Source organism: Streptomyces sp. cg40 (genome assembly GCF_050320165.1).
Classification (GTDB): domain Bacteria; phylum Actinomycetota; class Actinomycetes; order Streptomycetales; family Streptomycetaceae; genus Streptomyces; species Streptomyces hokutonensis.
Window position 1 is genome coordinate 7,603,628 of sequence record NZ_CP190128.1, and the last position, 24,173, is coordinate 7,627,800.

The 24,173-nt window shown below is 69.9% G+C and carries 18 protein-coding genes; 5 read left to right on the forward strand and 13 right to left on the reverse strand.

The features are described from left to right. Positions 1-59 precede the first annotated feature (59 nt). A complete protein-coding gene (locus tag ACQHII_RS34220; protein WP_427922904.1) occupies positions 60-842 on the forward strand; it encodes an SDR family NAD(P)-dependent oxidoreductase in 783 nt (260 codons plus the stop codon). A 54-nt stretch (positions 843-896) separates the two neighbouring features. Here the strand turns inward: ACQHII_RS34220 and ACQHII_RS34225 are convergent, their stop codons facing one another. Further along, complete coding sequence (locus ACQHII_RS34225; RefSeq protein ID WP_427922905.1) at positions 897-1,499, reverse strand: DUF4232 domain-containing protein; 603 nt, start codon at positions 1,497-1,499, stop codon at positions 897-899. A gap of 137 nt (positions 1,500-1,636) precedes the next feature. Next, positions 1,637-3,712, reverse strand: a complete 2,076-nt coding sequence (locus ACQHII_RS34230; RefSeq protein ID WP_427922906.1) for a carbohydrate-binding module family 20 domain-containing protein — start codon at positions 3,710-3,712, stop codon at positions 1,637-1,639. Between the two features lie 378 nt (positions 3,713-4,090). On the opposite strand from ACQHII_RS34230, the gene pulA reads away from it, so the two are divergent. The 3 genes from pulA to ACQHII_RS34245 all read left to right on the forward strand — a co-directional run bounded on the left by pulA (position 4,091) and on the right by ACQHII_RS34245 (position 11,585). Continuing rightward, positions 4,091-9,496 carry a pullulanase-type alpha-1,6-glucosidase gene (pulA, locus tag ACQHII_RS34235; RefSeq protein ID WP_427922907.1) on the forward strand — a complete coding sequence of 1,802 codons (5,406 nt, stop codon included), beginning with the start codon at positions 4,091-4,093 and terminating at the stop codon, positions 9,494-9,496. 75 nt (positions 9,497-9,571) lie between these two features. Then, positions 9,572-11,194, forward strand: a complete 1,623-nt coding sequence (locus ACQHII_RS34240; protein ID WP_427922908.1) for a SpoIIE family protein phosphatase — start codon at positions 9,572-9,574, stop codon at positions 11,192-11,194. Positions 11,195-11,228: 34 nt separating this feature from the next. Further along, positions 11,229-11,585 carry a 5-carboxymethyl-2-hydroxymuconate Delta-isomerase gene (locus tag ACQHII_RS34245; RefSeq protein WP_093625919.1) on the forward strand — a complete coding sequence of 119 codons (357 nt, stop codon included), beginning with the start codon at positions 11,229-11,231 and terminating at the stop codon, positions 11,583-11,585. 13 nt (positions 11,586-11,598) lie between these two features. Here the strand turns inward: ACQHII_RS34245 and ACQHII_RS34250 are convergent, their stop codons facing one another. The 5 genes from ACQHII_RS34250 to ACQHII_RS34270 all read right to left on the reverse strand — a co-directional run bounded on the left by ACQHII_RS34250 (position 11,599) and on the right by ACQHII_RS34270 (position 16,814). Further along, positions 11,599-12,288, reverse strand: a complete 690-nt coding sequence (locus ACQHII_RS34250) for a TetR/AcrR family transcriptional regulator (RefSeq protein ID WP_427922909.1) — start codon at positions 12,286-12,288, stop codon at positions 11,599-11,601. Positions 12,289-12,357: 69 nt separating this feature from the next. Beyond that, complete coding sequence (locus tag ACQHII_RS34255) at positions 12,358-13,386, reverse strand: PDR/VanB family oxidoreductase (protein ID WP_427922910.1); 1,029 nt, start codon at positions 13,384-13,386, stop codon at positions 12,358-12,360. Beyond that, entirely contained in the window at positions 13,386-14,255 is an 870-nt protein-coding gene (locus tag ACQHII_RS34260; protein ID WP_427922911.1) for a metal-dependent hydrolase, read from the reverse strand. Before ACQHII_RS34260 ends, ACQHII_RS34255 begins: the two co-directional genes overlap by 1 nt. Positions 14,256-14,344: 89 nt before the next feature. Further along, the gene (locus tag ACQHII_RS34265; RefSeq protein WP_427922912.1) at positions 14,345-16,264 is read right to left on the reverse strand and encodes a hypothetical protein; all 1,920 of its coding nucleotides are present in this window, start codon (positions 16,262-16,264) and stop codon (positions 14,345-14,347) included. 49 nt (positions 16,265-16,313) lie between these two features. Further along, positions 16,314-16,814, reverse strand: coding sequence for a tetratricopeptide repeat protein (locus ACQHII_RS34270; protein ID WP_427922913.1), 501 nt, complete (start codon positions 16,812-16,814; stop codon positions 16,314-16,316). 139 nt (positions 16,815-16,953) lie between these two features. Between ACQHII_RS34270 and ACQHII_RS34275 the strand changes: the two genes are divergently transcribed. After that, entirely contained in the window at positions 16,954-17,355 is a 402-nt protein-coding gene (locus ACQHII_RS34275; protein WP_427922914.1) for a hypothetical protein, read from the forward strand. Positions 17,356-17,480: 125 nt separating this feature from the next. Here the strand turns inward: ACQHII_RS34275 and ACQHII_RS34280 are convergent, their stop codons facing one another. The 6 genes from ACQHII_RS34280 to ACQHII_RS34305 form a co-directional block, all read right to left on the reverse strand. Then, positions 17,481-19,031: a DUF1996 domain-containing protein gene (locus ACQHII_RS34280; protein ID WP_427922915.1), complete on the reverse strand. Its 1,551-nt coding sequence runs from the start codon at positions 19,029-19,031 to the stop codon at positions 17,481-17,483. A gap of 183 nt (positions 19,032-19,214) precedes the next feature. After that, positions 19,215-19,868, reverse strand: a complete 654-nt coding sequence (locus ACQHII_RS34285; protein ID WP_359616215.1) for a response regulator transcription factor — start codon at positions 19,866-19,868, stop codon at positions 19,215-19,217. Then, complete coding sequence (locus ACQHII_RS34290) at positions 19,853-21,070, reverse strand: histidine kinase (protein ID WP_427922916.1); 1,218 nt, start codon at positions 21,068-21,070, stop codon at positions 19,853-19,855. The genes ACQHII_RS34285 and ACQHII_RS34290 overlap by 16 nt, the downstream gene beginning before the upstream one ends. Before the next feature lie 173 nt (positions 21,071-21,243). Then, positions 21,244-22,242, reverse strand: a complete 999-nt coding sequence (locus tag ACQHII_RS34295; RefSeq protein WP_427922917.1) for an NAD-dependent epimerase/dehydratase family protein — start codon at positions 22,240-22,242, stop codon at positions 21,244-21,246. Between the two features lie 60 nt (positions 22,243-22,302). Then, positions 22,303-22,920: a winged helix-turn-helix domain-containing protein gene (locus ACQHII_RS34300; RefSeq protein WP_427922918.1), complete on the reverse strand. Its 618-nt coding sequence runs from the start codon at positions 22,918-22,920 to the stop codon at positions 22,303-22,305. Between the two features lie 293 nt (positions 22,921-23,213). Further along, entirely contained in the window at positions 23,214-24,155 is a 942-nt protein-coding gene (locus tag ACQHII_RS34305; RefSeq protein ID WP_427922919.1) for a DUF6891 domain-containing protein, read from the reverse strand. Between the last annotated feature and the right edge of the window lie 18 nt (positions 24,156-24,173).

The window sequence follows — 24,173 nt, forward strand, 5'->3', positions numbered from 1 at the left end:
CTCATCCAGGTACCGCCGGTGCCTGGATGAGTTGCGACCCCGGGGCCAGGCTCGAAGCCATGGAAAACACCGCGATCACCCACCAGGGCCTGCTGACCGACAAGGTCGCCTTCATCACCGGCGCCGGCCGCGGTATCGGTGCCGCCGCCGCCCGGCTCTTCGCCCGCGAGGGCGCCCGGGTCCTGCTGGCGGCCCGCACCGAGGACCAGCTCAAGGCGGTCACCGAGGAGATCCGCGCGGCGGGCGGCACCGCGGACCACGTGGTCTGCGACCTGGCCGACGCGGCGAGCGTCCGCGCCGCCGTCGACCGCACGGTGCAGGTCTACGGCCGCCTCGACATCGCCTTCAACAACGGCGCGATCGGCCAGCACCCCGGCCCCCTGGACGAACTCCCCGAGCCGGACTTCGACCACCTCACCGGCGTGAACCTCAAGGGCGTATGGCTGGCCATGGCCGCGGAGGTCAAGGCCATCCGCGCCACCGCCTCCGGCGGCGCCATCGTCAACAACTCCTCCATCGGCAGCCTCCGGGCCAACCCCGTCCTGCCCGTCTACGGCGCCCTGAAGCGGGCCGTCAACAGCCTCACCCAGTCCGCCGCCGTCACCTACGGCCCCGAGGGCATCCGCGTCAACGCCGTCGCCCCCGGCGGCACGCTCACCGAGATGATCCGCGACTGGGACGCGGCCACCCCCGGCGTCATCGACCGTGTGAAGTCCATGACCCCGCTCGGCCGCATGGCCGCCCCCGAGGAGATCGCCGAAGCCGCGGCCTGGCTCCTCAGCGACCGGGCGTCCTTCGTGTCGGGCGCGATCCTCCAGGTGGACGGGGGAGCGGGCGCGTGAGAAAGGCCGCCACCGGAGGCGAAGCTCCCGGTGGCGGCCCGGCCTGCCGTGAGGTCACGGCGTGACGTTGATGTGCCTGGCCAGCGCGGTGACCGACAGGTCGCCGTGGTCGACCCACTGCGGGAACGCCAGTGTCTTGTGCTGGGTGGCACCGGGCGGGGTGATCTCCAGGAAGGAGGCGCGCACCGCGCCCGAGGTGCCGGTGTCGGCGTGCGTCCAGGCGACGACGGCCTCGGCGCTCTGAGCCTCCTTGAGGGTGAGGGTCTTCTTCCCGGGGTTGTGCGCGTACCAGGTGTTGCCCCAGTGGGTGTGGGTCGTGAGCTTCTTGTGCGCGGAGTTCTCCAGGCCGAGGCCCGGGTAGCCGCGCAGCGCGCAGGTCCTGCCGCTGAGGTTGCGCAGGCTGATGACGACACCCTGGTGGTTCATGCCGCCCGCGAGTCCGCGGCCGAACGTGGCCTTGAGCGCCCCGGCGGAGCAGGTGGGCGTCGTCTTCGCGGAGCTCGTGGTGGTCGCGGCGTTGGCGGTGGTCGCCCAGGCCGCGAGCCCCAGCCCGGCGACGGCGGCCAGACCCGTCACCGTACGCCCGAACCGGCGCTCGGCACGGTGCCGGGGCTTGGTGGGACCGGCCTGGTCGGTGGTGTTCTGCTGCTCGTTCACGATGATCGTGCTCCCACTCCTGCTCCGCGGCGCGGGCCGCCGTGTGCGCCCCGCGCCCTCCTTCGGTGTCGTGCACTGAGTCCGATGCGCGGTACCGCGGATTTGTTCGGAGAAATGAGCGGGAGTTCGAGAACGGGCTACTTCCAGGTGTCGCTCGCCGTGTAGCCGGACGAGGTGCCCGTCGTGTACGAACGGTTCGTCCCGGACTCCCAGGTCACGGTCCCGGAGCTGTCCTTCTTGATGTACTTGTACGCGAAGGTCGTGCTCTTGGGGACGATGACGAGCTTGCTCCAGGTCGGGTACGACGCCGAGGACAGCGGGATCGCGTCGCTCGTGTTCGAGGAGCCGAGCGAGGCGATCGAGCCGACGACGTAGACGTTGGTGCCGTAGGAGGTGGTCGCGTACTCGTTGAAGGTGACGTCGGTGGCGTCGGCGTCGGCCACGTTCCAGGAGTTGTTGAGCGAGACCGCCGAAGTGGCCGTCGTGGCGGCCCTGTTGGCGTTCGACTCCCAGGTGACGTTTCCGGACGAGTCCTTCTTGATGTACTTGTACGCGAAGGACGTGTTGGTCGGCACGCTCACCGCCCCGGACCAGACCGGGTAGCCGGACGAGGACAGCGCGACCGCCTTCGACGTGTCCCAGCCGCCCAGCGCGTCGATGGAGCCGACGACGTAGACGTTCGTACCGGACGTGGTGGACGCGTACTCGTTGAAGGTGGCGGTCACCGTGGAGCCGGAGGAACCTCCGCCGCCGGTGTCGTCGCAGCCGACCGTGCAGGTGTAGGAGGAGTTGTAGAAGGCGATCGCGCTCTTCGCCGGGATGGTGAGGGACGCGCTGCCGCCGGAGACGGTGACGGTGGACGTGCCGCCGTCGATCACGTTCGAGTACGTGCCGTCGGCCATGCCCGTCGTGAAGGAGTAGGTCGCCGCCGAGGAACCGTTGTTGAGCGCGAAGAAGCCCGCGCCGCTACGGCCGAAGCCGATCACGCTCGACGACTTGGTCTGCCAGTTGGAGACGGCCGCCGTGTCCACCGCGTTGTGCCAGGCGACCATGCCGACGACGCCGGTGTCCCGGTCGAGGCAGTACCAACTGCCGCTGGAGCAGTCGGTGTTCGTCACGAAGCCCGACGAGTTCGGCGGTGCCTGGTCGCTCTGCGTCCACTCCCAACTGGCGTACACCGTCGGGGTGGACCACTTGTAGGCGAGCTCGAAGAGGTTGGCGAGCTTGTAGGTGTCGCCGTCCTTGTAGCTCATGTGCAGGCCGTTGCGCTCGGTGTCGTGATTGGTCACGAAGGACACCGAGTTGGCGGCCGGGAGGATGCCGCTGCTCTCCAGGGAGGACAGATCGCTCACGTTGCCCTGGAACGCCGACTTCATCCTGCTCGCGTACGTGAAGTCGAGGACGTCACCGGAGGCGTAGTAGTCGCTGGGCTGCGGGGTCGAGCCCGGATAGATCTCCTGGAAGACGTACGGCGCCGCACCCGCCGTCGTGTTCGTCAGCTTGCCCTCGATCGCCGCCAGGTCGGTCTCGGGGATGTGCTTGGCCGCGTCGACCCTGAACCCGTCGACACCGAGGGCGAGTTGCTTGTTGAGGAAGTTCGCGATGCCCGCCCGGACCGAGTCCGAGCCGGTCTTCAGGTCGGGCAGGCCCAGGAGTTCGCAGTTCTGCACCTGGGTGAGGTTCGAGTAGTCCTGGATGGTCAGGTCGGAGGTGGGGCAGTCCGCGGAGGTGTGGTAGTCGCCCGGGTCCCAGTCCGGGGTGTCGTACTTGCTGGTGAGCGTGGTGCCGTTGTAGCCGGTGCCGGTCTGCGCGGCGGTGTGGTTGATCACCGCGTCCGTGTAGACCTTGACGCCCGCGGTGTGGCAGGCGCTCACCATGCTCGCGAACTGGGCCGCCGTACCGAAACGGCTGTTCAGGTTGTACGAGTACGGCTGGTAGACGTCCCACCAGTAGTAGTTCGTCTGCTTCAACGACTCGGCGGGCGGCGCCACTTGGACCGCGCCGTAGCCGGCCGGGCCCAGTACGTTCGTGCACTCCGAGGCGATGGAGTCCCAGTTCCATTCCCAGAGGTTGGCGATGACGTCGCCCTTGGCGGAGGTGTCCGCGTGGGCGGTGGCGGCGGGGAGGGCGACCACGCCCGCCAGGGCGAGGGCCCCGGCGGCCACGGCACCCATCGCGCGCCTGATGGTTCCCGGTGTTCGGTATCTGCTCATGAGCGGCTCCGAAAGGGGGGATCGGGGTTCAACAACTGGTGAGCGTGGGCCAGTTGAGAAGGGCACGTCAAGGTTGCGGATGAAAGTTCTTTCTGTGACTTTCACATGTCTTGCTGCAACCCTTGCGTCAGCGATACCGTCTCGCCGGGGTCGGACCCGAACTGAGCCTTAGGACCTGTCCGACGGATCACGCCGCAGACGCGGGGTCTGGCACGCACACCTGCGGCGTTGTCGTCACTCGCCGACGCTCCGCGTCGACTCCCTCCTCCGCCTTGCAGCTGCACGCACCAGACCCCGCTCACCGGCGCTGATCAGGCGCCGATGCTTTCCTGCGACCTGATCCGCCGGACAGGCCCTAATCGCAAGGAGTTCACGCCTGTGATACCGAGATGGCCGGTGGCCCGCACGCGCCGTACCGAGCGACGGAGAAGGGCTGCGGGCATCGTCGTCGCCGCGCTCCTCGCCGCGTTCGTCCAACCCCTCGCCGCCCACGCCGCGACCCCGCCCGCACCCCCGTCCGACGCGAAGCTGGCGGCCACGCCCGCCCGGCACGACGACACCCGCGAGCAGTTCTACTTCGTGATGCCGGACCGCTTCGCCAACGGCGACACCTCCAACGACCGGGGCGGGCTGACCGGTTCACGCCTCAGCACCGGCTACGACCCCACCGACAAGGGCTTCTACCAGGGCGGCGACCTCAAGGGCCTGACGAAGAAGCTCGACTACATCAAGGGCCTCGGCACCACCGCCATCTGGATGGCCCCGATCTTCAAGAACCAGCCCGTGCAGGGGACGGGTGCCGACGCCTCCGCCGGCTACCACGGTTACTGGATAACGGACTTCACCAAGGTCGACCCGCACTTCGGCACCAACAAGGACCTCGCGACCCTCATCTCCAAGGCGCACGCCAAGGGCATGAAGGTCTTCTTCGACGTCATCACCAACCACACCGCCGACGTCGTCGACTACGAGGGCAAGTCCTACGACTACCTCTCCAAGGGCGCCTTCCCCTACCTCACCAAGGACGGGCAGCCCTTCGACGACGCCGACTACGCGGACGGCACCAAGACCTTCCCCGCCGTCTCCACCTCCTCCTTCCCCAAGACCCCGACCGTCCCCGCCGGCAAGGCGGACGTGAAGGTCCCGTCCTGGCTCAACGACCCGACGATGTACCACAATCGCGGCGACTCGACCTACGTCGGCGAGAACGCCACCTACGGCGACTTCTCCGGCCTGGACGACCTGTGGACCGAACGGCCCGAGGTCGTCAGCGGCATGGAGAAGATCTACGAGAAGTGGGTCCGCGACTTCGACGTGGACGGCTTCCGCATCGACACCGTCAAGCACGTCGACATGGACTTCTGGACCCAGTGGGCGACGGCCCTCGACCGGTACGCCGCCGCGCACGGCCGGAAGAACTTCTTCATGTTCGGCGAGGTCTACTCCGCCGACACGTCCGTCACCTCGCCCTACGTCACCCAGGGCCGCCTCGACGCCACGCTCGACTTCCCCTTCCAGGACGCGGCCCGCACCTACGCCTCCCAGGGCGGCAGCGCGCAGAAGCTCGCGAGTGTCTTCGGCGACGACTACAAGTACACGACCGACAAGGCGAACGCCTACGAGCAGGTCACCTTCCTCGGCAACCACGACATGGGCCGCATCGGCTACTTCCTCGACCAGGACAACCCGAAGGCCACCGACGCGGAGTTGCTCGCCAAGGACAAGCTGGCCAACGAGCTGATGTTCCTCAGCCGCGGCAACCCCGTCGTCTACTACGGCGACGAACAGGGCTTCACCGGCTCCGGCGGCGACAAGGACGCCCGCCAGACGATGTTCGCCTCGAAGGTCGCCGACTATCTCGACGACGACGAGATCGGCACCGATCGCACGGCCGCCAGCGACGCCTACGACCCGACTGCCCCGCTCTACAAGGACATCGCCGCTCTCTCCAAGCTCCGCAAGGACAACCCGGCGCTGACCGACGGTGTGCAGACCGAGCGTTACGCGGCCGACGGCGCCGGGGTCTACGCCTTCACGCGGACCAGCGGCAGCGCCGAGTACGTCGTCGCCCTCAACAACGCCGACACCGCGAGGACGGTGACCTTTGCGACCGGTTCGCCGGACATGAACTACCGCGGGATCTACGGGAGTTCGGCTACCGCGACGAGCGGCGCCGACAACAAGGTGACGGTCACCGTCCCGGCCGGTTCCGCGATCGTGCTCAAGGCGGCCGGCTCCCTCGCCCCGCCGGTGAGCAAGCCCACGATCACCCTCAAGGCGCCGGACGCCGGAGCCACCGGCACCGTCGAGCTGAGCGCGGACGTCACCGGCGGCCAGCTCGACCGGGTCGTCTTCGCCGCCCAGACCGGCAACGGCGAGTGGCGGACGCTCGGCTCCGCCGACCACGCCCCGTACAAGGTCACCCAGACCATCGGCAAGGACGTGGCGCCCGGAACGAGCCTGCGGTACAAGGCAGTTGTGGTCGACTCCACCGGACGCACGGCGAGCGCGACAGCCGCCTCCACCTCCGGCACCCCGCCCGCCGCCGAGGTCCCCACCGCCTCCTCCCGCGACTACGCGGTCGTCCACTACAAGCGCACCGACGGCGACTACGACAACTGGGGCCTGTACGCCTGGGGCGACCTGGCCGACGGCGAGGCGACGACCTGGCCGGCCAGTCACCCGTTCGTCGGGCGGGATGCCTACGGCGCCTTCGCCTACGTCAAGTTGAAGCCCGGGGCGACGAACGTCGGCTTCCTGGTGATCGACAAGGACGGCAACAAGGATGTCGCCGCCGACCGTTCGATCGACGTCACCAAGACCGGCGAGGTCTGGATCGAGCAGGGCAAGGAAGCCGTACAGACGGAAAACCCCGACTCTCCGGCGCAGGACACCACCAAGGCCGTCATCCACTACCACCGCGCCGACGGCGACTACAGCGGCTGGGGCCTGCACGTCTGGACGGGTGCCGCGAACCCCACCGACTGGTCGAGCCCGCTCCAGCCGGTGCGGACCGACTCCTACGGCGCCGTCTTCGAGGTGCCGCTCAACTCCGGTGCCACCAGTCTCAGTTACATCATCCACAAGGGCGACGAGAAGGACCTCTCCGCGGACCAGTCGCTCGACCTCAAGTCCAACGGGTACGAGGTGTGGCTGCTGAACGGCCAGGAGAAGTACCTCCTGCCGCAGCCCGCCGGCAGCGCGGCGGCCCTCGACCTGACCACCTCCAAGGCGGTCTGGATCGACCGGAACACGGTCGCCTGGAACGGCTCCGAGGCTGCTGCCTCCACCCAACTCCTGTACTCCCAGGACGGTTCGATCGCCGTGAAGGACGGCACTCTGACGAGCGACGACGAGCGCTGGCTGCGGCTGTCGAAGACCACGCTCACCGATGCGCAGAAGGCCAAGTTCCCCTACCTGAAGGACTACACGGCCTGGTCCGTCGACCCGCGTGACCGGGGCCGGGTGCGGGAGGCCCTGACCGGTCAGCTCGTCGCCTCCCAACGGGCCGTCAACGGGGCCGTGTTGGCTGCGACCGGCGTACAGATCGCCGGTGTCCTCGACGACGTGTACGCCACCGCGACCAAGGCGGACCTCGGTCCGACCTTCCACAAGGGCCGTCCCACGCTGGCCGTTTGGGCCCCGACCGCGCAGAACGTGTCCCTCGACCTCGACGGCTCGCTCAAGCAGATGAGCCGAGACGCCACCACCGGCGTCTGGTCCGTCACCGGTCCGGCCTCCTGGACTGACAAGCCGTACCGGTACGTCGTGAAGGTGTGGGCGCCGACCGTCCGGAAGGTCGTCACCAACCAGGTCACCGACCCCTACTCGGTCGCCCTCACCGCCGACTCCGAGCGCAGCCTCGTCGTCGACCTCGACGCCAAGTCCCTTGCCCCGAGCGGCTGGTCGAGCCTGAAGAAGCCCAAGGCGGTGCCGCTGAAGGACGCCGAGATCCAGGAACTGCACATCCGGGACTTCTCCGTCGCGGACAGGACCGTCCCCGCGCAGGACCAGGGGACGTATCTCGCCTTCACCGACAGGAACAGCGACGGCTCGAAGCACCTGCGCGAACTGGCCAAGTCCGGGACGTCGTACGTGCACTTGCTGCCCGCCTTCGACATCGCCACCATCCCGGAGAAGAAGTCCGAGCAGTCGACCACCGACTGCGACCTCGCCTCCTACCCGGCCGACTCGGAGCAGCAGCAGGCCTGCGTGGCGGCCGTCGCCGCGAAGGACGCCTACAACTGGGGTTACGACCCGTACCACTTCACGGTTCCGGAGGGTTCGTACGCGACCGATCCGGACGGCACCGGCCGCACCGTCGAGTTCCGCAAGATGGTCAAGTCGCTGAACGAGGACGGCCTGCGGGTCGTCATGGACGTGGTCTACAACCACACGGCGGCCAGCGGTCAGGCGGACTACTCGGTGCTCGACAAGATCGTGCCCGGCTACTACCAGCGACTGCTGGCCGACGGCAGCGTGGCCACCTCCACCTGCTGCGCCAACACGGCCACCGAGAACGCCATGATGGGCAAGCTCGTCGTGGACTCCGTGGTCACCTGGGCCAAGGAGTACAAGGTCGACGGCTTCCGCTTCGACCTCATGGGCCACCAGCCGAAGGCCAACATCCTCGCCGTACGCAAGGCGCTGGACGCGCTGACGCTCGCGAAGGACGGCGTCGACGGCAAGAAGATCATCATGTACGGCGAGGGGTGGAACTTCGGCGAGGTCGCCGACGACGCCCGTTTCGTGCAGGCCACGCAGAAGAACATGGCGGGCACGGGCATCGCGACCTTCTCCGACCGGGCCCGGGACGCGGTGCGCGGCGGCAGCCCCTTCGACGCGGACCCGGGTGTGCAGGGCTTCGCGTCCGGGCTGTACACCGACCCCAACTCCTCGACGGCGAACGGCACTTCGGCCGAGCAGAAGGCGCGCCTCCTGCACTACCAGGACCTCATCAAGGTCGGCCTGAGCGGCAACCTCGCCAAGTACCGCTTCACCGACACGGACGGGAAGGAGGTGACCGGCTCCGAGGTCGACTACAACGGCACGGCCGCCGGCTACGCGGACGCGCCCGGCGACGCCCTCGCCTATGTCGACGCGCACGACAACGAGTCGCTGTTCGACGCGCTGACGTACAAGCTGCCCGCCGGGACGAGCGCCGCCGACCGGGCCCGGGCGCAGGTCCTCGCGATGGCCACCGCCGCCCTCTCGCAGGGGCCGTCCCTCTCCCAGGCCGGTACCGATCTGCTGCGCTCCAAGTCCCTGGACCGCAACTCCTTCGACAGCGGGGACTGGTTCAACGCGATCCACTGGAACTGCGCGGACGGCAACGGCTTCGGGCGGGGGCTGCCGATGGCGGCCGACAACGCGTCCAAGTGGCCGTACGCGAAAGGCCTGTTGACGTCGGTGAAGGTCGGCTGCGGGCAGATCGAGGGGGCCTCGGCCGCGTACCAGGATCTGCTGAGGATCCGTACGACGGAGGGTGTCTTCTCGCTCGACACGGCCGGGCAGGTGCAGGCGAAGCTGTCGTTCCCGCTGTCCGGGAAGGACGAGACGCCCGGGGTGATCACCATGGAACTCGGTGATCTTGTCGTCGTGTTCAACGCGACGCCGAGCGGGCAGGAGCAGCGGGTCGAGGCCCTGGCCGGTACCGGCTACCGGCTGCACCCGGTGCAGGCGGCGGGCGCGGACGCCGTCGTGAAGTCCGCCTCCTACGACAAGGGGACCGGCACCTTCGTGGTTCCTGAACGCACTGTGGCGGTATTCACCCGGACATCCTGAAAGCGCATTATCGTGGTGGGGCGGGCTGTGACATCGGCCTGCCCCACCGGTGTGTCAAAGGGCCAGGGCTGACCAATGGACGTCAATGGCAAGCTGACGCACGCGACCGTGCTGCTCGTGGACGACGAGCCCGCGAGCCGGTTCGCGGTCGAGAGTGTGCTGAGCAGGGCCGGTCATCGGGTCCTCGCGGTCGGCAGCGGCGGCGAGGCGCTCGCCGAGCTCGATGTGCGGCTGCGCAAGGGGAATCTGCCCGACGTGGCGCTGATCGACGTGCACCTGCCGGACATGAGCGGGTTCGAGCTGTGCCGGCTGCTCAAGGAACGGCCGCGCATGGCGGGCCTGCCGGTCGTGCACGTCTCCGCCCTGGCCGTCCCGCCGAGCGACCGCTGCCCGGCGCTCGACGCGGGCGACGAGGCCTATCTGACGGTGCCCGCCGAGCCCGAGGAGATCGAGGCGGCCGTCCGGGCCGCGGTGCGGGCGGCCCGGCTGCGCGCCGACGACCAGGCGCTCGTCAAACGGCTGACCCTGCTGTCCGAGATGATCGTCACCATCCAGGCGGCACGCTCCCTCCAGGAACTCGTCGACGTCGCCGCCGACGGCACCGCGCGCCTCACCAACACCCCCGCCGCCGTGTTCGTCCTCGACCGCGACGACGAGTTGTACCGCGGCCTGCCCAGGGACCGCACCTCGGTCGCGCTCCCGGCCCCGGGCGCCGACCGGGCCGTGGCCCGGCTGCTGCGGCGGCTCTCCCAGGGACAGTCCGGCGTGCAGATCACCACCGTGCCCGCGCCGCTGTGGCCCACCGGCTACTTCCGGCCCGGCGTGGAACACGACGCCCGGCTCGCGCTGGTCCTCACCCAGGAGGGCCGGGCCCCGGTCTGCCTCGCCGCCCCCACCCGAGGGCTGCGCCGCGTGGGCCCCGAGGCCGAGGCGCTGCTCGCACAGCTCGCCCAGGCCACCGCGCTCGCCGCCGAGCCCCTCCTCATGTACCAGGTCGAACGGCATGTCGCTCTCACCCTCCAGCGCAGCTTCCTGCCCAAACCGGACCAGCTGCCCGAACTCCCGGGCGTCGACGCCGCCGTACGGTACGTGCCCGCCTCCCAGGACGCCGAGATCGGCGGCGACTTCTACGCCGTCCTGCGGGCGGCCGGCGGGGGAGTGCTCTTCGCCGTCGGTGACGTCGTCGGGCACTCGCTGGAGGCGGCCACCGTCATGGTGGAGATACGGCACGCGCTGCGCGCCTACTGCGTCGACGAGAGCGACCCGAGCGTGCTCGCCGAGCGGCTGGACCGGATGCTGCGGCACTACCACCCCGAGACCACGGCCACCATGTGCCTGGCGCTCGTCGACCCCGACACCGGGCGCACCCTCATCTCCAACTCGGGCCACATCCCGCCGCTGATCGTCCGGGACTCCGGCACCGCGGACTACGCCAAGGCGGCGGGCCCGCTGCTCGGCGTGGGCCTGTCCCACCCGCCGCCCACCGAGCTGTTCCTCGAACCCACCGACCGGCTCCTGATGATCACCGACGGCCTGATCGAGACCCGCGGCACGGACATCTCGGCGTCCATGGAACACCTGCGCGCCGCCGCCTCCGGTGCCCTGCCCGGCCTGGACGCGCTGTGCGACACCCTCCTCGACTGCTTCGGCGTCGACCGGGGAGACGACATCGCGATGCTGGCGCTGCGGCTAGGGTGAGCCCGTCATTGGCTGAGAACAACAGGGGAACCCCATGCCGCAGATCACCGTCGACCACTCCCACACGATCTCCTTCGACCAGGACGGTTTCGCCCGTGCGCTGCACGAGGCGGTGGTCCAGATCGCGGCCGCGAAGCCGGAGGCGTGCAAGACCCAGTTCCGCCCGGCCGAGTACACGGCCTTCGGGTACGAGGGTCTCGACGAGCTGGGACACACCGTCGTCCACGTCACCCTCGGTCTGCTCGCCGGCCGCACCGAGGAGACCAAGGCGAAGCTGACCGAGAAGGTCCTGGAACTCCTCCGCGAGTACATCGACGAGGACGGCTCCGTGCTGCACGCCTCCGCGGAGGTACGCGAACTCGACGCGTCCTACCGGAAGTTCGAGCGCTAGACCCTCTTCTGTCCTACGACGCCAGGGCGACGAGCCGGACGACGAGGTCGGTGAACGGCCCGTCGCCCGGCTCGTTCCTGAGGGACTCGCGCAGCAGCGCGGCCAGTTCGTCGTCGTAGGCCGCGCTCACCGCCGCCAACGCCCCGAAGTCGTGCACGAGTTGGCGTTCCAGGTCGGAGCGCGGGATACGCCGGCCGTCCAGCCAGATCAGTGCCGTCGACTCGACCAGCGAGATCCACGAGCGGATCATCAACTCCAGCCGGGCGGGCGGCTGTTCGACCTTCATGTGGGAGAGGATCTGGAGGTACGCGGCCTGCCGCACCTCGTCCACGAGCGCGTTGGTCGTGGACGAGCCGACCGCCGGACCACCGCGCATCAGCGCCGCGAAACCGGGCCCGTGGTCGTCCACGAAGTCGAAGAACCGGCCCATCGCCCGCAGCAGCCGTCCCCCCAGCGAGCCCTCCTCGGGGACCACGAACCGCCCGGCGAGATCGTCCGAGGCGCGCTGCAACGCGGCCTCGTACAGGCTGAGTTTGCCGGGGAAGTAGTGGTAGACGAGCGGTCGCGAGATGCCCGCGGCGGCGGCTATCTCGTCGATGGAGACCTCGTCGGGCGAGCGATGGCTGAACAGGTCGAGAGCGACGCCGATCAACTGCTGCCGCCGTTCCTCGACTCCCATCCTGCGGCGAACCCCGGTACTCATGCGAACACCTTACCGATCTGATCCGGCCCCGAACGGACCGGACCGACCAGGGTTGCTCACATCACCCCATCACAGATCCAACACCAGACGCACACTTCTGGCCCGGGACACGCAGATCAGCATCGAGTCGGCCCGCTCGGCGTCCGTCAGCAACTCGTCCCGGTGCTCAACTTCCCCTTCCAGTACGCGTTGTTGACAGGTTCCGCAGAATCCCTGCTCGCAGGAGTAGAGGGTGTTCGGCAGCTCTGCGCGGACTGCGGCGAGCGCGGTGGAGTCGGCCGGTACGGTCAACGTCCGTCCGCTGCGCCGGAGTTCGAGCTCGAAGGCGGTGTCGCCGCCCAACGGGGCCTGGGGCGCGAAGCGTTCGAGCCGCACCTCCGGGAAACGCTCCGCGACGGCCGCCATGAGCCCCTCCGGCCCACAGCAGTAGACGACGGTCCCCTCCGGTACGTCCGCCAACTCCCCGTCCAGATCGGGCAGTCCGGCCACGACGGTCACCCGGTCCGCGCCGAACTCCTCGACCTCCGGCAGGAACGGCATCGACTCCCGCGTCCGACCGGCGTACAGCAGCCGCCAGTCGGCACCTTCGGGCAGCGCCCGCAGCATCGACAGGATCGGCGTGATCCCGATCCCGCCGGCCACGAAGACGTACCCGGGCGCCTTGACGAGCGGGAACCTGTTGCGCGGCCCCCGCACCTCCAACTCCGCGCCCACCCGCACCTGTTCGTGCACCTCGCGCGATCCGCCCCGCCCGTCCTCGACCAGTCGCGTGGCGACCGTGTACGACGAGCTGTCCGACGGATCCCCGCACAGCGAGTACTGCCGCACCAGCCCCGAGGGCAGCACCAGATCGATGTGCGCCCCCGGCTCCCAGCCCGGCAAGTCCCGCCCTTCCAGGCGCAGTTGTACGACGCCGTCGGCGACCGTCTCCTTCGCGGCGACCCGCAGCCGCAGTGCCCGGGTGCGCGGCCGGCCGGAGGTGGGCGGGTCCAGCGCGGGCAGCGGCCACAGCGGTGAGTCCCGCACCCGGCGCCGCAGCGCGCGCCGGGTCAGCAGCGCGGCACCGGCCAGCACCGCGACGGTGAGCGGCTTCGGCACTACTCCGCCCTCTTCTCGGCGGCCAGTGCCGCGGGCGAGGAGGCGAGATAGGCGACGGCCTGCTCGGTGCTGCCCTCCTGCGAGGGGTGGTAGGCGCGGCTCAGATAGCGGGGTATGGACCTGAGCATGTCGCCGGTCGCGGGCAGGGTGCCGCGCCGGCCCGCGACGTAGAAGTCCTTGAAGCTCGCGCGGCGGTCGACGAGGGTCGGGTCGTTCGCCATGAAGAAGCGGGCGCCGCGCTGCCACAGGAACATCAGCGCGGCGAACGCGGTGGCCCAGGTGCGGGCGCGCCGCCGGTAGCCGCCGTCGACGTGCATGAAGAGATCGAAGGCGACGGACCGGTGCTCGACCTCCTCGGCGCCGTGCCAGCGCAGCAGGTCCAGCATGGTCGGATCGGCGCCGCGGCGGTCCAGCTCCTCGGCGTTCAGCACCCAGTCGCCGAGGAACGCCGTGTAGTGCTCGATCGCCGCGATGAGGGCGACCCGCTCCAGCAGCCACCACCGGCGGGCCCGGCCCGGGGGCAGGGTGCGGTCGCCGAGCAGCTTCTCGAAGAACCAGTCGACCTGCGCGGTGTACGGGGTCGGGTCGAGCCCCAACTCCCGCAGATGCGGGAGGACTTCGTCGTGGGCCTGGGAGTGCATCGCCTCCTGGCCGATGAACCCGATCACGTCCTCGCGCAGCCGCTCGTCCCGGATGAGGGGCAGCACCTGCTTGTAGACGTGCACGAACCACCGCTCACCGGCGGGCAGCAGCAGATGCAGCACGTTGATCGTGTGCGTGGTGAACGGATCGCCGGGCACCCAGTGCAGCGGGGTGCCCTCCCAGGAGAAGGACACCTTTCGGGCCTTGAGCGGCTGCTTGTTGGACATGGCGTCAATGTACTGACGGGTAAGTCCGGGGGGAACCCTTGTGCGGGGACTTGTTGACGCGAGTGTCAGCTAGCGGGGCCGGGCGGTGGCTAACGGAGGCCGGTGATCGTCCCGCCGTCGGCCAGCGTGCCGTTCAGCTCGGCCTGGGCGCCCTGCTGCGTCTTCACGGCCAGCAGGGCGCCCTGCGCCGAGCCGGTCACCCCGCCGGTCGCCCTGACCGACTTCGTGTCCTTCCCGCCCGCGGCCAGCAGATACCAGGTCCCCGCCGCCGACTTCCACAGCACTCCGGCCAGCACCTGCGGGTCGCGCGCCCCGCACGCGGCCACGTCCTGCGCCTTGGCGGCGACCGCGCCGTAGGTCCCGCCCGGCGTGCGGAACTGGGCCAGCACCCGCTCGCCGCCGCCCCGCCAGGTCTCGGCCCGGGTGCACACCCAGGCCGCCGTGCCGCTCGCGTCGGGCAGCGGCTGCGCGGCGTACTGCCAGGCGTTCACGGACCGTACGCCGAGCGAGCGCATCGCGCCGAGGGAGCAGGCGAAGGGGGCCCAGGCGCGCTGGGTCTCCGCGCCGGACACCTCGTGGGGCGCGCCGGGCCGACCGGTGGTGAGGTGCGCGGGGACCAGCTCGCCGAGGTCGCTCATGAGGCGGGTGCCGGTGTCGTCGGTCAGCTGGAGCACGTTCCACGACGTGCACGCGCCGGTCTCCTGGGCGGGGGACGCGAGCGGCGAGGTGACGCCGTCGGTGAGGGTCATGGGCAGGGCGCCGGCGCTCGGCTTCAGCAGGTCCCGCTCGGCGACCTTCTTCACCCAAGGGGCCGTCAGATAGCGGACGTTGCCGTCGGCCCGGTCCAGGACCACCGCGTTGGCCTCGGTGCCGGTCGCGCCGTCGACCCGCGCGAAGTCCAGCGCCGCGCCCTTGGTGCCGTCCTTCGGCTCGGCGTAGCGGGCGATGCGCAGACCGTCGTAGAGGATCACCACGCGGGCGTTGTCGACCGTTCCCGCGTACAGGAGCTGGGGCGGTCCCGCCGGGCCGCCGGAGGGGGTGCCGGGGGTCGCCGAGACCTGGACGGACTCGCCGGGGCGGGCCCAGACGGCGAGGGCGCGCCGCAGCAGGGCGGTGTCCTTGGTGAGGTCGCCGCGGGCGGGCCAGACGGAGAAGTCCTTACGCGTGGCGGACTCCCAGGCGGTGGGCACGACCCTCGTCAACTTGCCGGGGTCCAGCGCGGCTTGGGCCGCCGGGTTCTCCGCGTACGCGGGTGCGGCGGCGCCGTCCGGGCCCCAGCCGCTGCCCGGCAGCGCGAGCAGCGCACCGCACACGGCGACGGCCGCCGCGGCAGCGAGCGCGGCCCTGCCGTGCTGGCGGCGGCGCATCAGATCGGTGGGCCGCGCGTGCAGCGAACAGGGGTCGAACTCCGGGGAGTCGAGCAGCGGGTACTGCGCGGGCGCCTCGTCGGCCTCGCGCAGCGCCGCGTCCACGTCGTCGACTCCGGCCGCGGCCAGCACCCGGCGTACGTCGCCGTCGGGCAGCTTCTCCAGGCCGCGCAGCGCGTACACCGCGCGGGCCGGGCCCGACAGGGCCGACAGCCGCTGGTCCAGGGCGAGTTCGTCGGCGCCGCCCGAGCGCGGGAAGAGCCGCAGGCCCCACACCTGGGGGAGCAGCGGCGGGAGTTGGGAGCGCTTGGGCCACGCCCGGAACGACAGCGGGAGGCCCGCCTCCAGCGCCGTACGCACGACCTGGAGGCGCACGAAGGCGTAGCCCGGGTCGACGTCCCGCCCTGTCGACTGGGCCGGGATCGCGGACGCCGACGCGCGGCCCCTGGGCAGGGCGCGCTGGGTGAGGGCGTGCGCGGTCAGGACGCGCCGGTTGCGGCCGAGGCTCGGGGGGAGCACCAGATAGGCGAGCCGGACGAGCCGTGGATAGTGCTCGACGAGCGCGGCCTCGGCCTGTTCGACATCGACGACCGGGGCGGTGGGTGAAGCTGCGGGGCGCCCCGCGACATCCTGTGTCTGCACGTTCAGCAAAACGAGCGAATCGTGAGTTGGTCACCGCCACCCGGGCGACTCAGTCCTCCGGTTCGACCAGCGCCCGTGCGTAGTTCGCCATCGACCGCTGGTAGCGCGGCAGATGGGGCGCCAGCGCGCCCAGCACGAGGGACAGGCCTTCGCGGTCGCGGCCCAGGCTGGACAGACACAGGGCGAGACAGCCGCGTACCGCGTCGTCCAACTCGTCCGAGGGACCGTCGAGTTCGGGTGTGAGCAGCTTGACGCCCTCCTCCGCCTGTCCGATGTTCCGCAGCGAACTGGAGAGTTGGATCTTCGCGCGGCGACCCTTGTAGCCGTCCAGCCCACGTGCCAGCGCCTCCCGGTACAGCGGAACGGCCTTCTCCGAGTGCCCGGTCGAGTCCCAGGCGCAGGCCCGCTCGAAGGGGCCGAGCGGGCTGCCGTCCGGCAGCTCGGCGACGAGGGCGTCGATCACGGCCCGGAAGTCGGCGGCTTGTTCCTCCGGATGGTCGTCGAAGGTTGCCCAGGCGGCGGTCACGCGGTCTTCCCAGTCCTTGTTCACGGGCGCCACCTTCGCAGATGTGCACAGCCGGGTGCCAGGGATTTGAGTGCGGGGCCCGTTGTGTCCGTATCGAAGGAGAAGGCCCCTCGTCGGGGCCGTCTGCGGCATGCTGCTGACCGGACTACCGGAGGAACGACAGATGAGGCTGACCCGACCGATGCTCGCGGTGGCCGGCGCCACGGCGGCGCTGGCGCTGGTGGGCTGCGGCGCCGACACCAAGGCCGCGACCATACCTCCGGCGGCCACCGGCAGCCTGGAGAGCCTGGCGGCCAAGGTGAAGTGCACGCCCGACATCCAGACCGACGCCGACGAACTCCGGCAGGCCATCTGCACGATGAGCTACGGCAAGTTCGTCCTCGCGACCTTCGCCACCGACCGCGGCCAGCGCGAGTGGATCAACGACGCCAAGGACTACGGCGGTTTCTACCTCGTCGGCCGCAAGTGGGTCGCCGTCGGCACCGACAAGATCGTCAAGAAGCTGCAGACGACGCTCGGCGGCGACGAGGAGATCGGCACCGACCACTCGAAGCACACCAGCTGAAAACTGTGTCACCGGTTCACACCCCTCAGAGGGCCCACACCGGTTAGCCCAGGACACACACGAAAGCGGGCGGTGGGAGAGTCCCACCGCCCGCTTTCGTACTAGCTACCGCTACCGGCTACTGCTCACTGGCACTTCTTGCCGGTGTTGATGCAGTTGGCGATCGTCGCCGCCAGGTTGTTCTTGGTGACGCTGATGAAGTCGTCGTGGTCGGTCGACGCCTTGTGCAACTGCTCCGGGAAGCCGTCCACCGCGTAGGCGTTCTTGACCACGCCGTTCTGGATGGTCGGCGGCGTGACCTTGTAGACCAGACGCATCGTCAGCTGGGGGATGGCCTTGAAGCCGTTCCCGCAGACACCGCTCGCCGGGTCCGCGAAGGCCACGTGCGTACGGTGGTTGGCGCTGTCGATGTTCACGCCGTCCCAGCAGCTCTGGAAGGCGAAGGTGCGCACCACGTTGCTGCCCTGCGGGCAGATCGGGTACTGCTCCGTCAGCTGAACCTTGTTCTCGAAGCCGGTGCAGCTCCAGTGCGCGTTGGCGTTGGCCAGACCGTTGGTGAGGGTCTTGGCGTCACCGGTGATGATGCGCAGGAACTGCGGCATCGCGACGACCTTGCTGGCCGGCGAACCGACGTACTTGATCTGCGCCGACTGCGCGGTCAGGATCTTGCCGACGTTGCCTTCCAGGCCACCGCCCTGCGCGTTGGCGTCGAACTCCTTCGTGCCGTCCTGCACACGCAGCACCGGCCAGTAGTACGAGGAGAGGTCACTCTGGTTCTGGCAGCTGGAGGGGGCGGCCAGCAGCGAGTCGTTCGTGGAGAACGCGTTGACCTTCTGGTTGCCGACGTAGTCGTGCTCGTGGTGCGCGCCGTTGGTCACACCGGGAGCCACGATGACGTTGTCGGTGTTGTGGTTCTTGTTGGCGTTGACACCGCACCTGGTGGTGAAGGAGCCCGTCGAGGCCTGAGCCTGCTTCTGGGGCTTCGCCTGGACGTTCGCGGCCACCTTGGTGATGTCCACGAAGTCCGCGGCCGTCGGACCGTTGCCGGCCTGACCACCGTTGTTGGCGGCGGGCGCGGAGGCGCTGGCGCTGGCACTCGGAGCGGCCGTGTTGCCGTTGTTCTGGCCGCCGTTGTTGTTCTGCCCGCCGTTGTTGTTGCCACCGCCGTTGTTGTTCTGACCACCGGCGGTGGTGGTGTTGGCGGCCTGCGTGGTGCACGCGGCGAGCTGCGCCAGCGCGGTGGCGTTGACGGTGCCGCCCACTCGCTGGATGTCGATGCGGATGCGGTCGATCGTCGCGGCCCGCTTCTCCTTGAGGGGGCCGACGATCGCGTTCTGCACGAAGCTCGCGTCGTTGGCCTGAGCCTGGCGCGTCGAGGCGAGCCGGGCGTAGGCCTCGGTGATCTGCTTGTCCAGGTTCGCCAACTCGGTGGCGACGCCCTGCTTGGCCTTCTCCGGCACGCTCGTCAGCTGCTGGCCGACGTCCGGGCAGGCGATCGTCGCGACGGCACTGGCCGCGGCGGCCTTGGTCGTGTTCTGGCCCGATGAGTTGGACTCATGCGCCGATGCGTTCATCTGTGCCCAGAGCAGCCCGCCCCCACCGAGCGCTAGGGCAGCCGATGCGGCAATGGCCTTGGTGGCCAGCGGCGTACGGCGTTTACGATCATTGCGTCCCATGGAACTCCTCTGACTTCCTTGCGGGGCAGCGAGGCGCCCGACAGGAGTGAAGCGGCTCCCATTGATACGCAGGGGGTCCCAGGAGTGTTCAGCGGTCTCATAAATTTATGAGAGGTTCCTGGGTAAGTCCCCTATCAACTGCCCGTTAAACACCGGTAGTTGTGATCGACTCACAGCTAGTGCTCAGCGTCCCTGGTCCAAATAGGCCAATACCGCCAGCACGCGGCGATTGTCGTCGTCGGAGACTTCCAGCCCCAGTTTGGCGAAAATATTGGACGTGTGCTTCCCGATCGCCCGTTCCGTGACGACGAGTTGCCCCGCGATCGCCGCGTTCGACCGCCCCTGCGCCATCAGTTCGAGGACCTCGACCTCCCGGGGCGTGAGCCGCCCCAGCGGCCGGTCGTCGGCCGCCCGCCGCGCCAGCAACTGCTGGATCACCTGCGGATCCATCACCGTCCCGCCGCCCGCCACCCGCCGTACGGCGTCCACGAACTGCTCCGCGTCGAACACCCGGTCCTTCAGCAGATAACCCACCCCGCCGCTCCCGTCGGCGAGCAACTCCCGCGCGTACAACTGCTCCACGTGCTGCGACAGCACCAGCACCGGAAACCCGGGCCGCTCCCGCCGCGCCCGCAACGCGCACTGCAACCCCTCGTCGGTGTGCGTGGGCGGCAGCCGTACGTCGACCACGGCCACGTCCGGCGCCAACTCGGCCAGCGCCTTCGTGAGTTCGGGCCCGCTCTCCACAGCCGCGGCGATCTCGAAGTCGTAGGCCTCCAACAGCCGCACCAGCCCGTCCCGCAGCAGAAACAGGTCTTCGGCTAGGACAACACGCACGGAATCTCCATGGTCACCACGGTGGGACCGCCCGCGGGGCTGCTGACGGCCAGGACGCCGTCGAATGTACCCAGTCGCCGCCCGACTCCGGAGAGTCCCGACCCCGCCCCGACCACGGCGCCGCCCCCACCGTTGTCGGTGACCGACATCCGCAGCATCCCCTCCGCGTGGTGGAGGTCGACCCAGATCCGGTCGGCACCGGAGTGCTTGACGGCGTTGGTCAGCACCTCGCTCACCGCGAAGTACGCGGCCGACTCGACCGGCGCGTCCGCCCGCCCGCTCCCGAAGTCCACGCCCACCTCCGTCGGCACCGGCATCCGCAGCGCCAACGCCCTTACAGCATCCCCGAGTCCACGCTCCGCCAGCACCGGCGGATGAATCCCGCGCACCAGATCACGCAACTCGCCCAGCGCCTCGGCGGAGGACTGCCGCGCCCGGGCCAGCAACTCCTTGGCCTTCGCCGGATTCTTCTCGATCAGCGCCTCGATCGTCCCGAGATCCATTCCCATCGCCACCAGCCGGGCCTGAGCGCCATCGTGCAGATCGCGCTCGATCCGCCGCAGCTCGGCCGCCGAGGAGTCCACGGCGTCCCGCCGGGTCTCGGTCAACACCCTTACCCGCTCGGCGAGTTCACCCTGCCCCGGAGCGAGCACAGAACGCGTCAGCAGGAAATGGACCCGCAGCAGCGCGGGCGTGAGGAAGTAGGAGGCGACGAGCAGCGCGACCCCCAGCAGCCCCGCGAGCAGCGCACTGCCCTGCCCGCTCACCGGCACGAACCCGTACCACCACCCCACATACGTTCCGTCCGTGAACACCCTCCACAGCCCGAAGGCCAGCGCGAACCCCTCCAGCGGATAGAACACGAGAGCCGCGGGCACCAGCGCGGTGACGAACCCGGCGGTCATGTCGACGAACAGCCAGCCGAGCAACCGGAAGGTGACCTTCCAGGACTTCGCCCCGCTCGGCTCCACCGGAATCCGCACCCCGCACCACTCCACGGCGAACAGCCGCCGCCGGTCCGCGTGCGCGCGCACAGCGGCCAGCACCCAGGGCGTGGTGATCAGCCCGATTCCCACAGGGACGAGCGCGAGGGAGACGAGCGTGAGAACGAAGAGGACGAGCGACCCGTAGAGGGAGAGCAGAGCGAGCCCGAGCCCACGCAGCCCGGCCGTGACGACGGTACGGGCCCTGTTCATGTCCATACGCCCAGTCTCACGGAGCACGGCGACAAGGTCACGGGGCCCGCGCACCGTGATGGGGGTGTCGCTACCAACACCGGTTCTTTCGGTTTTTAGGGGCGCGGGGCTGTGTCGATTTGCGGCTCCGCCGCGCGGGCGCGACCAGCCCCCACCGGCCCGCAGCCAACAAACCACCGCTACAACGCCACCCCAAGCACCTTCGCCTCCACAGCAGGGTCAAGCCCCACCCCCGGCCGATCGGGACGCTGCGGCGCAACCCCACCAATACCCTGCAACCACCCCCACGTATCAGCCACCGTCTCCTCCACAGGACGACAGCTCAGCCCAGTAGCCACCGCCCGGGACACATCCGCACTGTGCAGCGCGTCATGCTCCTCACTACCGGGCGGCACCCACACCGGCAATTGCGTCCACGGTGCGATCCCGGCCGCGAGCACGACCTCCGGCTCGGTCCAGCGCAGCGACGCCGCCCCACCGGTGACCCGCACACACGCGTCCAAGAAGGACCCCATCGTCGCGTGCCCCTGCGGCGAGATCAGGTTGTACGCCCCGCTCAGCTCCCGCTCCACCGCCCCGAGCACCCACTCCGCGAGGTCCCGCACATCCACGTACTGAAGGGCAAGCTCCCCCGGCCCCGGCGCCAGCACCGGCCCACCTCGCGCGACCCGGTTCAGCCACCACGGCAGCCGCCCGATGTTCTCGTACGGCCCGAGGATCAGCCCCGCCCGCACGAACACCGACCGCTCCGCCCCGAACGCGTCAAGCGCGGCCAGTTCCCCGCCCCGCTTGTCGCGCGCGTAGTCCGTCCTGTCGGCGTCGGGCTCCGCGCCCTCGACGACGGGCGCGTCCTCGGTGTACCCGGCGGGCGGCGCCCACTCGTACACCGAGCAGCTGGACACATACACGTACCGCCCCGCCCGCCCGGCGAGCAGCCGCGCGGCGTCGTGCACCGCGCGGGGCGCCGCCGACCAGGTGTCGACGACGGCGTCCCACTCGCCCTCGGCCAGCGCGGCGAGCCCACCGGGCGCGGTGCGGTCGCCCCGCAGCGCCCGGACCCCGGGCAGGGCCTCGTGCCGGCCCCGGTTGAGGACGGTCACCTCCCAGCCCCGCCCGAGGGCCGCCTCCACGACGGCCCGTCCCGCGAACTCCGTACCGCCCAGCACCAGAAGTCTCATGCCGACGACTCTGCCCGCGCGGCCCGCGGAACGGAACGCGAATCTGCCGTCAGCAGACGATCAACGCCCGGTCGGCGGCGTGTACTTGTACCCGACCCGGCGCACCGTCTGGATCGCCTTGCGGTGCTCGACGCCCAGCTTGCGGCGCAGCCGGGCGATGTGGACGTCGACGGTACGGCCGTCGCCCACGTGCCCGTAGCCCCACACCGTGGTGACCAGCTGGTCGCGCGTGTGCACCCGGTTGGGGTGGGCCACCAGGTGGGCCAGGAGCTCGAACTCCAGGTACGTGAGGTCGAGTTCCTCGCCCTTGAGCTGCGCGGTGCGCTGCACGGTGTCGATGCGGACGAGCGGTTCGGCGTCGGCGGTGAGGCCAGTGGTGATGTCGGCGGTGATGTCGGGTCCGCCGTCGGGCAGCACGTCGGGGTGTCCGGTCCGGGCGAGGTGCGGGCTGTCGGCCGGGATGAGGACGAGGTACCCGACCATCGGCGGCTGCCCCGGCAGGGTGGGCAGCGTGTGCGGCGGCGCCGGCAGCCAGGTGGCACCCGGCGGCAGGAACTCCGCGACGTCGATCACCTCGTCCCGGTCGACGGCACGCAGATGGTTCCGCGTGCCGGTCGGGGCGGGGGAGGGCGCCGGGGCGTCGAGGGTGGCGGAGGACAGAGAACGGATGATCGCCATGAGAGGTCAGCTCTTTCGCGCGAGAGGTTCGTCGAGGGACGTACGTCGAGTCGCGCAGGCCGGAGGCCGAGGGTGTACGGCTTTAGAGGGCCGGCGCGTTCATCGCGCGACAACACACCCGGTCGAAGTCATGGTGCTGACGGGAAGGCCAGAAGGGCTCAAGGTCATGGCGACCCGTCGCTCCGCACTTCTGGTAGTTGCCCATGGGCCCATTGAAGCAGACACACGCCCGCAACAGGACCCTCCTCTCACAGCTTGGACGCCCCCTTGGCGGGAAATTGACGTCCGGCCCCTCAGCCCACCAGCCGTCTGTGCCAGGTCAGCGGCTTGACGTCGATCGCTGTGTCCAGATCTCCGTCCCAGTCGGCGGACAGCCCGGCGGCCCGGAGCGCGGCCAGGATCTCGTACCCGACGGCTGTCGCGGTCTCGTCCGAGCCGTCGAACCCGCCGTAGTGCAGAGCGAGTCCGGACCCCTCGGCGGCGCGCTCCGTGTCCTGCTCGTGGAAGAAGACGAAACCCCGCGCACCCTCCCGCTCCGCGCCCATCTCCGCGAGGCCGCAGCCCCGGCAGCAGGCGAAGTTCTCCCGGGCGGTGATGCCGTTCGCGTCCAGCGCCTCGAAGGCGCGGGTGAGCCGGTCCGGGTCGGTGACGCCCTCCCAGGCCGCCTGCTCGGTCACGCGCTCCACCCACAGCCGGTCCACGAGCCGCGCGGCCTGCGCGCGGGACACCGGCCGCTCGTCGCCCTTGACCAGGTAGTCCTCGGCGATCTCGGTCAGCGTCCTCCTGTCGTCGTAGCCGCAGCGCAGTCGTGTCCTGACCCGCTCCTCGACCTTCTCCCGCACCTCGTCCGGGAGTTCGGGCACCTCTTCCCGGGGGCCCAGGTCGACCGGCTCCCAGTCGAGGCCCGCGTCCCAGCCGGCCGTCTGCCGTGCCCAGCCGGTGAGCAGCTCCGCCACGCGCACGGGATCCGTGAGGTTCGTGCCGTAGAACTCGGCCTCGCTCAGGCGGTGTTCGAGGCGGTGGTCGCCGCCCTTCTCGTGCCACACCTGGGCGAACACGTCAGGGAGGTCGGGTATCCGCTGCACGATCAGGAAACGGTCGCGGGCGCCCCCGATGCGCGCCACCAGCTCCCGCAGTTGTACCGCCGAAGTCCGCGGGTACGTCTGCCCGTTCTCCGTCTCGACCTTGATGTCGAGACCCTCGTCGATGCCCTTGAGGCCCCCGTCGATGTCCATGGATCAACACTCGCACGC